Source organism: Rhizobium sp. Root491 (assembly GCF_001427205.1).
GTDB classification, from domain to species: Bacteria; Pseudomonadota; Alphaproteobacteria; order Rhizobiales; family Rhizobiaceae; genus Agrobacterium; species Agrobacterium tumefaciens.
Map to the genome: position 1 here is coordinate 618,061 of NZ_LMFF01000001.1, position 14,108 is coordinate 632,168.

The 14,108-nt window shown below is 60.4% G+C and carries 14 protein-coding genes; 6 read left to right on the forward strand and 8 right to left on the reverse strand.

Annotated elements, in window-relative coordinates; all coding sequences use genetic code 11:
- The first annotated feature begins 132 nt into the window (after window positions 1-132).
- From ASD46_RS03120 to ASD46_RS03135, 4 genes are all read left to right on the forward strand, one after another.
- The gene (locus tag ASD46_RS03120) at window positions 133-579 is read left to right on the forward strand and encodes a MarR family winged helix-turn-helix transcriptional regulator (RefSeq protein WP_013635660.1); all 447 of its coding nucleotides are present in this window, start codon (window positions 133-135) and stop codon (window positions 577-579) included.
- A 100-nt stretch (window positions 580-679) separates the two neighbouring features.
- Entirely contained in the window at window positions 680-1,102 is a 423-nt protein-coding gene (locus ASD46_RS03125; protein WP_003511914.1) for a YciI family protein, read from the forward strand.
- A gap of 25 nt (window positions 1,103-1,127) precedes the next feature.
- Window positions 1,128-1,316, forward strand: a complete 189-nt coding sequence (locus ASD46_RS03130) for a hypothetical protein (protein ID WP_035197957.1) — start codon at window positions 1,128-1,130, stop codon at window positions 1,314-1,316.
- A 159-nt stretch (window positions 1,317-1,475) separates the two neighbouring features.
- The gene (locus tag ASD46_RS03135) at window positions 1,476-2,990 is read left to right on the forward strand and encodes an ABC-F family ATP-binding cassette domain-containing protein (RefSeq protein WP_003511912.1); all 1,515 of its coding nucleotides are present in this window, start codon (window positions 1,476-1,478) and stop codon (window positions 2,988-2,990) included.
- Between the two features lie 42 nt (window positions 2,991-3,032).
- On the opposite strand, the gene ASD46_RS03140 is transcribed toward ASD46_RS03135, so the two are convergent.
- The 3 genes from ASD46_RS03140 to ASD46_RS03150 all read right to left on the reverse strand — a co-directional run bounded on the left by ASD46_RS03140 (window position 3,033) and on the right by ASD46_RS03150 (window position 4,656).
- Entirely contained in the window at window positions 3,033-3,794 is a 762-nt protein-coding gene (locus tag ASD46_RS03140) for an RES family NAD+ phosphorylase (protein WP_013635658.1), read from the reverse strand.
- A complete protein-coding gene (locus ASD46_RS03145) occupies window positions 3,754-4,137 on the reverse strand; it encodes an MbcA/ParS/Xre antitoxin family protein (protein WP_003511907.1) in 384 nt (127 codons plus the stop codon). The genes ASD46_RS03140 and ASD46_RS03145 overlap by 41 nt, the downstream gene beginning before the upstream one ends.
- Before the next feature lie 96 nt (window positions 4,138-4,233).
- A complete protein-coding gene (locus ASD46_RS03150) occupies window positions 4,234-4,656 on the reverse strand; it encodes an organic hydroperoxide resistance protein (protein ID WP_003511906.1) in 423 nt (140 codons plus the stop codon).
- A gap of 193 nt (window positions 4,657-4,849) precedes the next feature.
- On the opposite strand from ASD46_RS03150, the gene ASD46_RS03155 reads away from it, so the two are divergent.
- Window positions 4,850-5,308, forward strand: a complete 459-nt coding sequence (locus ASD46_RS03155) for a MarR family winged helix-turn-helix transcriptional regulator (RefSeq protein WP_003511901.1) — start codon at window positions 4,850-4,852, stop codon at window positions 5,306-5,308.
- Window positions 5,309-5,362: 54 nt separating this feature from the next.
- Here ASD46_RS03155 and ASD46_RS03160 read toward each other — a convergent pair whose 3' ends face one another.
- Window positions 5,363-6,088, reverse strand: coding sequence for a L,D-transpeptidase (locus ASD46_RS03160; RefSeq protein ID WP_013635657.1), 726 nt, complete (start codon window positions 6,086-6,088; stop codon window positions 5,363-5,365).
- 159 nt (window positions 6,089-6,247) lie between these two features.
- Complete coding sequence (locus ASD46_RS03165) at window positions 6,248-7,156, reverse strand: L,D-transpeptidase (protein WP_019564146.1); 909 nt, start codon at window positions 7,154-7,156, stop codon at window positions 6,248-6,250.
- Between the two features lie 167 nt (window positions 7,157-7,323).
- Here ASD46_RS03165 and ASD46_RS03170 point away from each other — a divergent pair, with 167 nt between their 5' ends.
- On the forward strand, window positions 7,324-10,059 hold the full coding sequence (locus ASD46_RS03170) for a heavy metal translocating P-type ATPase (RefSeq protein WP_025592723.1): 2,736 nt from the start codon (window positions 7,324-7,326) through the stop codon (window positions 10,057-10,059).
- A 45-nt stretch (window positions 10,060-10,104) separates the two neighbouring features.
- Here ASD46_RS03170 and ASD46_RS03175 read toward each other — a convergent pair whose 3' ends face one another.
- The 3 genes from ASD46_RS03175 to ASD46_RS03185 all read right to left on the reverse strand — a co-directional run bounded on the left by ASD46_RS03175 (window position 10,105) and on the right by ASD46_RS03185 (window position 13,974).
- Window positions 10,105-11,070, reverse strand: coding sequence for an alpha/beta hydrolase family protein (locus tag ASD46_RS03175; protein ID WP_003511897.1), 966 nt, complete (start codon window positions 11,068-11,070; stop codon window positions 10,105-10,107).
- Between the two features lie 260 nt (window positions 11,071-11,330).
- A complete protein-coding gene (locus ASD46_RS03180) occupies window positions 11,331-12,956 on the reverse strand; it encodes a cisplatin damage response ATP-dependent DNA ligase (protein ID WP_003511896.1) in 1,626 nt (541 codons plus the stop codon).
- A 1-nt stretch (window position 12,957) separates the two neighbouring features.
- The gene (locus ASD46_RS03185) at window positions 12,958-13,974 is read right to left on the reverse strand and encodes a ligase-associated DNA damage response exonuclease (protein ID WP_025592721.1); all 1,017 of its coding nucleotides are present in this window, start codon (window positions 13,972-13,974) and stop codon (window positions 12,958-12,960) included.
- Between the last annotated feature and the right edge of the window lie 134 nt (window positions 13,975-14,108).

Consider the following 14,108-nt stretch of genomic DNA (forward strand, 5'->3'; position numbering starts at 1 on the left):
CCGTCTTTCACCACGGCACCGCTCCGCTTCCATGGTGGGCGCCGCCTGTGTCTGCATTGAAAGCCAGGAAAACCGTCAGCAAGGCGACAGGTTCCGCTTGACTAATTACGTTGATATCAACATATATAGTCCATGTCAAACGCCAGCGTGATTCCTTTTTCGGCAACTCTTTTAGTGCGGGACTCCTGTCTTTGCCTGCATGCGCAACGTGCGGCGCGGGCGCTGGCGCGGCTGTTCGATAACGCATTGAAGCCCGTCGGCATCAACAACGGCCAATTTTCCCTGCTGATGTCGCTCAACCGGCCGGAGCCGCCGCCGATGGGGCCGGTCGCCAATCTTCTGGCGATGGACCGCACGACGCTGACGGCAGCGCTGAAGCCACTGGAGCGGCGTGGGCTGGTCAGTATCGAGCAAGACCCAAAGGACAAGCGCGGCAAGCGGCTGCGGCTGACAGTGGAAGGCATGGCCGTACTCACCGCCGCCTTCCCCATCTGGCAACAGACCCACGCCGAAATCGAGGCCCGCATCGGCAGCGGCGACCCCGACCGGCTGCGCCGCGACCTCATTGATCTTGGCTGACGGGAAAGCGGCATATAGCCACTTTTACCCGTAAAAATGTCATCTACCCGTCGCGCCGGACGGCGAAACTAACGAGGAAGACGCAACAAGGGAGGAAACCATGCGTGTTATCGTTTTTGTAAAGGCCACCCGCAGCAGCGAGGATGGCATAATGCCGACCACCGAACTGATGGAAGCCATGGGCAAGTTCAACGAGGAACTGGTCAATGCCGGCATCATGCTTTCCGGTGATGGCCTCCACCCTTCCTCCAAAGGCAAGAGAGTTGTTTTCGACGGTGACAGCCGTAGCGTGATCGACGGCCCCTTCCCGCACACCAACGAGCTGGTTGCCGGCTTTTGGCTCTGGAAGGTGAAGGACATGGATGAGGCCGTGGAGTGGGTGAAGCGTTGCCCCAACCCGATGCTGGAGCGCAGCGAAATCGAAATCCGCCCGATGTTCGAAATGGAGGATTTCGGCGACGCGGTGACACCTGAAATGGCCGAACATGTGGAAAAACTGCGCGAGCGCGTGGCAAAACAGTAAGGGCGCCGCGCTTGAGGGCTGGAGAATGCGGGTCGCCATATTCTCCGGCACCACCCTCCTCTTCAAAAGCCATTGCCTCGAACCCCTGCCGCTGTTAATTGTTGGATGGTTGAACACGTATCAAGAAAGGAGGCTTCGCATGGATATTTCCTGCTTCTGGCGCAACCGCGAGATCTGCCACCTTTTTGCCCTGCAGACGCGTTTGCAGGGCTGACCGGAACACCAAAACTCTGGTTTGCCCGAAAGGCCGCGCAGAATGCAGCTTGTCTGCCGTTGCGCATGTTTTCACGACGGATCACCTCGAACCGATATCCCGTACTGCATTGTCGCAGACCACGGTTCGTCACAGATCCGTTTTGCCAGAGACAATTTCATGACCCTTATCACGCTTCGAAACCTCGGAATCATTCTGGGAAAGCCGCTTTTTTCCAATCTTGGCCTCACCGTGAATGCCGGAGACCGCATCGGCATCGTCGCTGCGAATGGCCACGGCAAATCCACCCTGCTGAATTGCCTTGCCGGTGAACTGGACGCTACCAGCGGTGATATCACCCGGCTGCGCGGGCTGACGCAGTCCATCGTCCACCAGCACCTGCCCTCCCCGCTTTTGGAAAAGACGATGCGGGACGCCGTGCTTTCCGCCCTGCCGGCGGATGAGATCGACAATGAGAGCTGGCGCGCCGACATTATTCTTGATGCCATGCTGGTGCCGGAACCCTATCGTCATCGCCATTTGAAAGAACTGAGCGGTGGCTGGCAGCGACTTGCCATGCTGGCGCGGGCGTGGATCACCGAGCCTGACGTTCTCCTGCTCGATGAGCCGACCAACCATCTCGACCTCGAAAAAATCAACGTGCTGGAAAGCTGGCTCGGTCAATTGCCGCGCGACACGGCGGTCGTCATCGTCAGCCATGACCGCGCCTTTCTCGACAATGTCACGAAGACCACGCTGTTCCTGCGGCCGGAAAATTCGGCGCTGTTCCGGCTGCCTTACGGCCATGCGCGCACGGCACTCGAAGAGGAGGATGCCGCCGATGAGCGGCGTTTCCAGCGCGACATGAAAACCGCGCAGCAATTGCGCCGGCAGGCCGCCAAGCTCAACAATATCGGCATCAATTCGGGCAGCGATCTTCTGACCGTCAAGACCAAGCAATTGCGCCAGCGTGCCGAGAAACTGGAGGAGAATGCGCGCCCAGCACATAGCGAGCGCTCCGCTGGCAAGATCCAGCTCGCCAATCGCGGTACCCATGCCAAGGTTCTGGTCACTCTGGAGGATGTGCCGGTCTCGACGCCGGACGGGACATTGCTGTTTCGCACCGGCCGGCAATTTGTCCACCAGGGCGACCGCATCGTCATTCTCGGCCGCAACGGCGTCGGCAAGACGCGGCTGATCTCGCTTCTGAAAGCGGCGGTGATGGATGAAGGCCAAATACAGGACGGCATAAAGGCCACGCCTTCGCTGGTGGCCGGATACGTCGATCAGTCGCTTGCCGAAATCGACGACGACAGCACGCCATTTGCGCTCATGACCCGCCGCTTCGACATTGGCGACCAGCGCATACACGGCCTGCTTGCGGGTGCCGGTATCGACATGGAAATGCAGAAACGTCGGATCGCAACGCTTTCCGGCGGCCAGAAGGCGCGGCTCGCCATGCTGGCGCTGCGGTTGGCGGAACCGAATTTCTACCTGCTGGACGAGCCCACCAACCATCTTGATATAGATGGGCAGGAAGCGCTTGAGGCGGAAATCATCAACCGTTCGGCCAGTTGCGTCTTCGTCTCGCATGACAGGAGTTTCGTGCGGGCGGTCGGGACACGTTTCTGGCTGATCGACAAGCGCAGGCTGGTGGAAGTCGATGATCCCGAAGCGTTTTTCGCGTCGGCATGAGGCCCGTCAAACGGGCTGAGAATAAAACAAGCGAAACGCCCGTCAGCCCAGCAGGCTGGCGAGGCGTGGATCGCCGGAAAAATCCGCGACCGCAAACCCTGTTCTGCGCATCGGAAATTCGCACAGTGCCTGCACCCCGGTCTTCGACAGGCGGATGCGCCAGCTCATCCGTTCCACCGGCATTTTTTCGGCAAAGGCTTTCGGCGACAGCACCGCGATATTGAGGCCGCCTGCGGGATCGCGCACCGAGCGGTAGAGGATCGCCTCGATCTTTGCCAGACGCGCCTGCTCGGCCAGCGCCTGGCATGGCTCGTAATTCTGCAGGTCGGCCCACAGCGCCTCGTCCCGGTTCAATTCCGGTTGCGTCAGGTCCAGCGCCGCATCGGTGGCGATACGGGCGGCAAAGGCGGAATAGTCGGCGGGATTGGCAGGCAGCGGTGTGCCGGGAGATTCCGCATAAAACAGCAGCCGGTAGAAGGCCATTTCTGCAAGCGCGGTTTCCACCTTGGCTGCGGCGTAATAAACGCCTTCGGTAAAGCCAGCCCGGCGGAAACGCGAGCCATGGGGATAGGCCGCGCCATACCGGAAGGGCGTGGCAAGAAGATAATCGAGCCCGGCGCATTCCGGCGGAAAGGGCCGCTTGCTCGCCTCCAGAATATCTTCCAGCAGCGATTGCTCCTCCACCGTATCCACCAGCTTCATGGTGGAAACCTGATGCTGCGCTTCCACCAATCGCCAGTATTTTCCCGATGCGGCGCGCTTTTCAGACAGGAGCGCGTCGGGCGTCCAGATAGGAGAGGACATCGATCAATCCGGTAATGGTGGTGAGCCTCTCGGCAGGCACGGCGTTAAGCGCCGTATTGTGATTGCGCAGCCAGTTTTTGGCTACCGCCTCGTCGCCGCCGGCGATTGCATCCAGCGAACGGAAAACCCGGATCAGCAGCACCGCAAGCTCGAAAGACTTGGCGCCCGGCTCCAGCAGGAAATCGAGCCGCTTCATGCGCGACACCGTCGGGGCGGAAACACCGAGAATATCCGCAGTGCGGGCCGCATTAAGGCCCAGCCGCTCGGCAGCGGTCATAACGGCCTTGGTGACGACCCTGCCCTGCGAAGCAGGATCCATGGCGGTCTTGGCGTGAATATTCATGGCATATATCCTTTCCTTAGAAAGAATATAGCACTTTTCTTTCCATAAACAAGAAGGCCGGGGATTAACCCGGCCTTGCTGCTGGAACTTGCTGGGTCAGGCCACAGAGACCGGCACTTCCGTGGAGGTGCGCATGGCGTGGCTGTAAGGGCACACGATGTGGGCGGCGGCTACCAGTTCTTCTGCCTTTTCGCGCTCAAGACCGGGAATGTTGACCTTCAGCGACACTTCGATGCCGAAGCCGGTGCCGTCTTCGCGCGGACCGATGCCAACGGTTGCCGTCACAGTCGTGTCTTCAGGAATCTTTACCTTCTGCTTGCCGGCGACAGCCTTCAATGCGCCGAGGAAGCAGGCGGAATAACCGGCTGCGAAAAGCTGCTCCGGATTGGTGCCGCGGGCGCCATCGCCGCCGAGTTCCTTCGGAACGGTCAGCGTTACGTCGAGTACGCCGTCTTCCGACTTGGCGTTGCCGGCGCGGCCACCGGTGGCGGATGCTTTGGTCGTGTAGAGAATAGGCATGGCATTTACTCCCGTTGGGTTGGTGTTGGGTTTCTTATAATGCGCAATTCAATTGTGCGCAATATAATTTTGCACATTGAATAAAAAATTGTTTTTTGCGATAATTTCACGAAATTTCGCCGCGCATCCATGTGGCAGGAACCGAAAGGCAGGGCTGATTGTTCCCTTCCCGGTTGATTTTTGGAGCAGAACAATGGGCGCAGAGAGCGACGACACCAATTTGGAAAGCCTGTTGAGGCTGGACCAGCAGATATGCTTTGCCCTTTACGGCGCGGCGCACGCTTTCACCCGCGCCTATAAGCCGCTGCTGGACCCGATCGGCCTGACCTATCCGCAATATCTGGTCATGATGGCCCTGTGGGAAAAGGAAACCTCCACCGTGAAGGCACTCGGTGAAATGCTGGGCCTCGATTCGGGCACGCTTTCGCCGTTGCTGAAAAGGTTGGAACATGCCGGGCTGATCACCCGCAAACGCGGAACTGTTGACGAGCGGCAGGTGCTGGTGGCCGTAACGCCCAAGGGCGCCGATCTCAAAAAGGAGGGCGTGAAGATCATGGCGGCAATCGGCGACGCCACGGGCTGCGGGCTGGAGGAACTGGTGCAACTGCGGGACCAGGTTAATGCGCTGAAGGAAAATATCGCCCGGCCGTGATCCCGAAAAAACAAAGGCGGCACAAGGCCGCCTTTTTATTCGAACAGGCTTGGCTTACTGCCAAACAACCACACGCGCCTTCTGCGGCACGCGGTCGTAGAGGTCGATGACGTCCTGGTTCATCAGGCGTACGCAGCCGGAAGAGACGGCCTTGCCGATGGAGTTCCATTCCGGCGATCCATGGAGGCGGTAAAGCGTGTCCTTGCCGTTCTGGAAGATATAGAGCGCGCGGGCACCGAGCGGGTTTTTCAGGCCCGGTGGCATGCCGCCGTTCTTGGAAGAATATTTGACCAGTTCCGGCTGGCGGGCGACCATTTCGTCCGGCGGGGTCCATTTCGGCCATTTCTGGCGCCACTGGATGACGCCTTCGCCGGACCAGGCGAAACCATCGCGGCCGATGCCGACGCCGTAACGCATGGCGCTGCCGCCCTGCTCCACGACATAGAGGAAACGCGAGCGCGTATCCACGACGACGGTGCCGGGGCGTTCGCCGGTCGGATCGACTACGCGCTGACGATAATAACGCCGGTCGATCTTCTGGTAGGGAACCGCGGGAATGACGTAACCGCCATCCTCGACCGAACCGTACATGACGGCCAGTTCCGCATCGCTAACGCCCGACGAGAACATCTGGCGGAAATCGCTGCCGATGCTGCTCGCCTGCTGGCGAATGGCTTCACCCGTGCCGGAAGAAGCGCAGCCCGCCAGCAACGAAGCGGAGGAAATACCCAGAAGGGAAAGGAAAGTGCGTCTGGAAAGATCTGTGTCGGTGCTTGTCATAAGGCCGGATTGTCCCACATTTCGAACGGCTATATCGCCGTTGTACATCGTTTGTTCCACGTACACAGGCGTATTGCGAAAATAGTTAACCGACCGCTAAAAGCCAGCCAGAAGGCGCTGGGGGAACCCCACGATGCAGCGCTTTCTTTTAGAAAGTGGTCAGATAACCACAATCTGTGCGCCCTTCGGTACGCGCTCGTAGAGGTCGATCACATCCTGATTGAGCATGCGCACGCAGCCGGACGAAGTTGCCTTGCCGACGGACTGCCAGTCGGGCGTTCCGTGCACGCGGTAAAGCGTGTCCTTGCCGTCCTTGAAAATGTAAAGGGCACGCGCGCCGAGCGGGTTGTTGAGACCCGGCGTCATGCCGCCATTGGCGGCGGAAATGGAGGTGAGTTCCGGCTGGCGCCTGACCATTTCGTCGGGCGGCGTCCAGCGCGGCCATTTCGCCTTCCACTGGATCTTGCCGCGACCCGACCAGGCGTAACCGTCGCGCCCGAGGCCAACGCCATACCGGATAGCCTTGCCGCCCGGCTGCACCAGATAGAGAAAATGCTGCTTTGTATCCACGACGATTGTACCCGGCGCTTCCGCCGTCTGGTAGCTCACCTCCTGCCGGAGATAACGCGGATCGATGCGACCATAGGGAATGGCCGGCAGGGACCGGTCGTCATCGCGGATCGGGCCATACATGACCCGGTGCAGCGGATTGGAGACCGGAAGCCCATAGGCCATCGCCTGACCCTGCGCCTGCGGCACATTCAATCCCTGCACCTGCGGCGCGCTCAGGCCCTGCCCGCGCACCGGCGGACCGTATTCCTGATGGAAGCGGGTTCTGAACAGATCCGGAGGGCGCGTGGAAAGCTGACCCGGCTGTGGTGGCAGTTCCGGCTGGCGATTGGAGCTTACGGAATTGAAATTGAACACCGGCGCCGTTTCCTGAACGAAGACGTCCGGGTTCATCCGGCTCGTATCCGTCACGAAAAGGCAGCCGCTCAGGAAAGGCAGCAGCGCAATGACCGCCAGCGAGGCCGCCCGGCGGCAGTTTTTCAATAGGAGTGCTGTCATCTGAACCGCTTCATGAAACCAAGTTTGAAGGCATGATGCATTGCGCGGCTGGCGCGAGGCTGGTGTGTGCCTTTCAAAAAAAATCGGAAAAGCGCATTTTTGCCCTTGAACCTCTAGTTGCTAGAGGTGCCAGATTGGCTGTCGAGTGGAATTCAGGAGCTAGAACCATGAATATTTCGACACGCGGCAGTTTGAACGGGGAATCAGGAGACCTGACCTTCACGGTCGGCGGCATGGATTGCGGCAGCTGTGCGGCGAAGATCGAAACGGCGCTCTCCCGCCTGCCCGGCGTTGCCGACGTCAAGGTCTCCGTTGCGCGCGAAAGGCTGAACCTTTCGCTGGCGGAAGACAAAACGTCGGTCGCAAAAATCGAGGATACGCTGCGCAAACTTGGCTTCAAGCCCGCTTTGCTGCCGCAGGACAAGGCTCCGCGCGAAAAGATTGCGGCGGAACATCACGATCATGGGCATGATCATGACCATTCATCGTGCGGTGGTCATCACCATGCGGAAGCAGCACCGAGCATCGAGCAGAAAAATGCCCTGACCTTCTCTGTCGGCGGCATGGATTGCGCCAGCTGCGCGGCCAAGATCGAAACCGCGCTCTCGCGTCTGCCCGGTGTTGCCGACGTCAAGGTATCCGTTGCGCGCGAAAGGCTGAACCTTTCTCTGGCAGACAACAAAACCCCGGTCGACAAGATCGAGGACACGCTGCGCAAGCTCGGCTTCAAGCCTGCCTTGCTGCCGCAGGAAAAAACCGCACTCGGCAAGGTCGAAGAACATAATCACGATCATGCGGACGACCACGACCATGGATCATGCGGCGGTCATCACGGCCATGATCACGATCACAAACATGATCATTCAGGCCACGACCATTCGGGCCACGACCATTCGAGCCATGACCACGCCGACCACGACCACTCAAGCTGCGGCGGCCACCATCATGACGATGCGAAGCACGCGCATAGCCACGGGAGCGTTGAAAACGTCGCGCAGAGCGCCGACATAGGCCACGCCCATGGCGCGGATGAAAAAGGCGTGTGGTGGCGCACGGCCAAGGCGCGCAACACCTTCACCGGCACCATTCTCGTGGCCGTTGCCTATGCGGCGGAGCTCGGCTTCCCGGCATGGGGCAGTTACGCCTTCATCGTCGCAACGCTGGTCACGCTGTTTCCCATTGCGCGCAACGCCTTCAACGCCGCGCGTTTCGGGGCGATCTTCACCATCGAGATGCTGATGACGATTGCCGCCATCGGCGCCATCATCATTGGCGAGGCGGAAGAAGCGGCGATCGTCGTGCTGCTGTTCTCCGTTGGCGAGTTGCTGGAAGGCTTTGCCGCCGCACGTGCCCGCTCGGGCATCAAGGCTCTCGGTTCCCTGCTGCCAAAAACGGCACTGGTGGAAGAAAACGGTACGCTTCGGCAGGTGGCCGCCGATAAGGTTCGCATCGGACAGGTGGTCGTGGCGCGTCCGGGCGACCGCATTGCCGCCGATGGCGTGGTGATGGAAGGCGAATCCAGCGTCGACGAATCGCCGATGACCGGCGAGAGCATTCCGGTCGCCAAGGAAAAAGGCGCACGCGTCTTTGCGGGTTCGATCAACCATGACGGTTCGCTGCGCATTCGGGTCGACCGTGCGCCGGAAGACAACACCATTGCCCGCATCATCACGCTCGTTGAAGAAGCACAGGACGCCCGCGCCCCGACCGAGCGCTTCATCCAGAACTTCTCGCGTTACTACATGCCGTTGATCGTCGCGATTTCCGCACTTACCATCGTCGTGCCGCCGCTTGTGGGCCTTGGCGACTGGGACACCTGGATCTATCGCGGTCTCGCCCTGCTGCTGATCGGTTGCCCCTGCGCACTCGTCATTTCCGTTCCGGCTGCCATCGCCTCCAGCCTTTCGGCTGCGGCACGGCACGGTATGCTGGTGAAGGGCGGTGCGGTTATCGAGATGCTGGCACGCACCGAAACCGTGGCCTTCGACAAGACCGGCACGCTGACGCTCGGCGAACCTGTCGTGACGGATGTGGTGGCTCTTGACGGCAACGAGGCCGGGCTGATCGCGCAAGCCGCAACCATCGAGAACGAGTCCAGCCATCCGCTTGCCAGAGCCATCGTCAACCATGCCAACAAGGCAGGCGTAACTCCCCTGCCCGGCTCGGAGATCAAGGCGATTTCCGGTCGTGGCATGCAGGGCACCGTCGGCGGCAAGCGCCTGTTCATCGGCGCGCCGCGTTTTGCAACCGAAGTCGGGACCGTATCGACGGAACTTGCAGAGCGCATTTCCGCACTGGAAAGCGAAGGCAAGACCGTGGCCGTCGTCATGGCCGAGGGAGCGGCGAGCGGTCTCTTCGCCATGCGCGACGAACCGCGCAAGGATGCGGCAGAAGGCATCAAGGCACTGAAGGAGATGGGTATTTCCTCGCTTATGCTGTCTGGCGACAATGCCCGCACGGCAAAGGCAATTGGCAACAAGCTGGGACTTGAAGCGCGCGGCGAACTCCTGCCGCAGAACAAGGTCGAGGAAATCCGCAAGCTTGCCCAGAAGAAAACCGTGGTGATGGTGGGCGACGGTATCAACGATGCGCCCGCCCTCGCGGCTGCAAGCGTCGGTGTCGCCATCGGCTCAGGCACGGATGTGGCGATGGAAGCGGCGGATGCAGCGCTGATGCGCAACAATGTCGGCGATGCTGCCCGCCTGATCGGCCTATCGCGCGCCACCATGCGCAATATCCACCAGAACGTAACGATCGCGCTCGGCCTGAAGGCGGTATTCCTGGTGACAACGGTTACCGGCCTCTCCGGCCTGTGGCTCGCTGTCTTCGCCGACACCGGCGCTACGGTTCTCGTCACCGCCAATGCCATGCGGCTGCTCGGCTACTTCAAGAAGAGCGCCTGACTTTACGAGAGGGCCGAAAGCTGCAAAGCGGTTTTCGGCCCTTTTTTATGCAAATTCGTTGAAAAAGCGGATGCTTTCCGTCACGGCGCCCGGCACCACGCCATTGTGTGTGCCGGGCAGCAGTTTTTTGTCGACCTTGAATCCCGAATACACGGCGCGGTCGACGAAAAGCTGGTGATCGGCGTCGAACGGGCGCTCCTCCGTGCCGCGCAGCAACAGCGCCGGGCATTTGAGGCTGGGACCGAAACAGACCGAAGAGCGCATGATGAATTCCCGCTCGTCGGTTTCGTCGAAACAGAGTTCGTCCGAATAGCGGTTGAAGTAACGCCATGAATTGACGCCCGCAGAAATCGGCGCGGCGGCACGGAATTTGCGGCTCATGGCGGCCAAGAGCGTCAGCGTGCCGCCATTGGAATGCCCGGCAATGAAGAAGCGTTTCCTGTCGATACCGGGCAGGCTTTCCAGATAGGTCGCCGCCGCCAGCGCATCCGCTGTTTCGTCGTAGAAACCGGAATAATTGCCGTTCTGGCCGTTTTCGCCCCGGAAGGACGGCAAAAGCACCACGAAACCCGCCTCCCAATAGGGCTTCATCATCGCCCAATGGCCGTCACCGGTGGCGTTGCCGCCGTGCAGGAAAAGCACCGCGGGTTTGAGTACCGTCGAGGGCTGATAATGGGAAAGCCAGGCCACAAGCTCAATGGAACCATCCGGCCCGCCACGATAGGTGACCCGTTCCGCGCCCGGCGGTGTGCCGAGCGGCGATGATTTTTCCGGAGCGGACATTTTGCGCAGCAAATGGGTATGGAACCGTTTACGCGCCTCGCCGTAATCCTGCTTTTCCAGCGGCAGCACCTCGGGCGTGGGAATGCCCGCTTTCGCACCCGCGGGCAAAAGTGCCGCTGCTGACAGGCCCATGGCACCCACAAGCAGATTGCGCCGCGTCAGGCTCCTTAAGGTCGCGCCGCTTTCTTCCTGTCCGAATGCTGAGGAGAGAAAGCGTTTATCTGGCATATGCGCACCTGAGTGATCAAAACATTAGAAGCAGTTCAGCACTGCGGCGAGAGGCTGTCCAATCACGGATTCGCGAATGACAACAATGTATTCGCAGCCATCATGGCATTTTCTGGACAAAACATTCCCTTACTCCTGGGCTTGTTACAGGAATCCAGTCGACGCGCATCGGCGCGGCGGGAAAAGTCCCATCAGCCCAAGGACTTGGGCTGGCTGGATTCCTGTGACAAGCACAGGGATGAGGGAGACAGCGGAGACCCCTACCCATCAACGCCATCGATCATAGCCACAAGCGTCGCCAGGCGATCCGCCTCCGCCGGGAGTTTGTCGGCGCGGAGCCTCGCAATGCGCGGAAACCGCATGGCAACGCCGGATTTGTGGCGGTTGGAACGGTTGATGCCCTCGAAAGCCACCTCCAGCACGAAACCGAAATCCGGCGTGGCGCGCACCGCGCGCACGGGCCCGAAACGCTCGACGGTGTTGTCACGCACGAACTTGTCCAGCACTTCAAGCTCCGCATCGGTAAAACCGAAATAGGCCTTGCCAACCGGCACCAGCTGTTCACCATCCTCCCCTTCCGCCCATACGCCGAATGTGAAATCGGAATAATAACTCGAGCGTTTGCCATGGCCGCGCTGCGCATACATCATGACAGCATCGATATTGTAGGGATCGCGTTTCCACTTGAACCACGGTCCCTTGGCGCGACCCGCCTGATAGGCGCTGTCGCGGCGCTTGATCATGACGCCTTCGATCACCGGATCGGGCGGCGCGGCGCGCAGCGTATTCAGCTCGTCCCATGTTGAAAAACCGATGAGCGGAGACAGGTCGAAGCGGTCATGCGGGGCATGCTCGATGATATCCGACAGGCGGCCACGGCGTTCTAGATAGGTCTGCGCGCGAATGTCGCTCTCGCCATCGAACAGCAGGTCGTAGGCGCGGATGAAGGCCGGATAGTCATCCTGCATCTTGGCCGTCACCGTCTTGCGGTTCAGCCGTTGTTGAAGGTCGGAAAAGGTGCGCGTGAGATTGTTGGAGCGCGCCGTGCCGCCAATCAGCAATTCACCATCCATCACGCCTTCGAAATCGATGGCATCGAGCACGTCGGGAAATGCGCCGGAAATATCGTCGCCGGAGCGAGAGTAGAGTTTGCGCGTCTCGCCTGCGCGGGAAAGCTGCACACGGATGCCGTCCCATTTCCACTCGGCCGCATAATCGGCAGGGTCCAGACCATCGAGATCGCCGTCTGCAACCGGGGTGGCCAGCATTACCGAGTGAAAGATGGCGGGCGTTGCCAGAACCGGTCGCTCGGACTTGCCCTCCAGCCAGGCGAAAAGCGTCGTGTAAGGCGGCGTCAGACCGTGCCAGAGGGTTTCGATTTCGATGATGTCCTTATCCGCGAAATCCGCCAGTGCCTGCCGCGCCAGCCGCGCCGAAACGCCGATGCGAAGGCTGCCTGTTGCGAGTTTCAGGAAGGCGAAACGCGAGGAGGTATCGAGCCGGTCGAGCAGATCGCGCACCGCTCCGCGCACTTCGGTGCGGCCGAGCGAATTCATCAGCGTCACGACTTCGCCAAGACGGGGATCCTGCGCCTCGGAATCATCCAGACCGCCGATATTGCCCCAGACCAGCGAGATGGTCTCGGCCAGGTCGCCGACATAATCGTATGAATAGCGGAACAGCACCTCGTCCATGCGCTCCAGCACCAGCTCGCGCAGCATTGCGGGCTTGACGCTTTTGAGGTCCAGCGTGCCGGCAATCGCCGCCAGACCGTACCCCCGGTCGGGGTCAGGCGTATCGCGGAAATAATCGGTCAAAAGCTTCAGCTTGCCGTTGCGCGATGGGGTGAGGACAAGTCGGTCGAGAAGGGTGGCGAAGGCTTTCATCTCAATCCCCCTCGTCTTCGTAACCGACAAGATGCAGCGGTTTGGCAGCAATGCCCTGCAATTCGCACCAGCGCACCAGCGCCTCCTCGCGACCATGCGTGACCCAGACGGCCTGCGGGCCAATTTCCTTGATGGTTTCCAGCAGTTCCGGCCAGTCGCAGTGGTCGGAGATGACCAAAGGCAGCTCCACGCCGCCCTGTTTCGCCCGCTGTCGGACCATCATCCAGCCGGACGCGAATGCGATCAGGGGCTCGTTGAAACGGCGCGCCCAGCGCTCCTGAAATGCAGAGGGCGGGCCGACGACGATCGCGCCCTTGAAGATGGCGGGATCGCTTTTTTCAAGCGTCGCGGGGCGCAGCTCACCGAGATCGATGCCTTGCGACACGTAATAATCGCAAAGCCGCGCCAGCGCGCCGTGGATATAGATGGGATCGGCATAACCATTGTCGCGCAGGAGCCTGATAACGCGCTGCGCTTTGCCGAGTGAATAAGCGCCGACCAGATGGGTGCGCTCGGGAAACTGCTTGATGGAGGTGAGCAGCTTGCCGATTTCCACCCGCGGCAGCGGGTGGTGAAACACCGGCAACCCGAAGGTGGCCTCGGTGATGAAGACATCACACGGCACCGTTTCGAAGGGTGTACAGGTGGGATCGATACCGCGCTTGTAATCGCCGGAGGCAACGATGCGCATGCCGTTCATTTCCACGGAGATCTGCGCCGAACCCAGCACATGGCCCGCCGGGCGGAAACCGACGGTCACGCCGTTTACCTCCACAGTCTCCCCGAATGCGACCGCCTGCTCGCTGCCGCAGAAGTCCTCGCCGTAACGGATGCGCATGATATCGAGCGTCTGGCGTGTAGCCAGCACCGCCCCGTGGCCGGCGCGGGCGTGATCGGAATGGCCGTGGGTTATCAACGCGCGCGCCACCGGCCGCACCGGGTCGATATAAAAATCGCCCGGCGGGCAATAAAGACCCTTGGGCGTGGAGTTCAGGAGCTGTTCCGGCTTCATATGCATTGAGATAGGGCCGCCCGCGCGAATTTAAAGTGCTGCGAGCATAACGCGGAACGGGCGTTAAATTTCCAGGGGTGCGGTTTTGTTTTCGCGCTCAGAGGTCACGGGCATATTGGAAAGGCCCGGAACCATCCCTC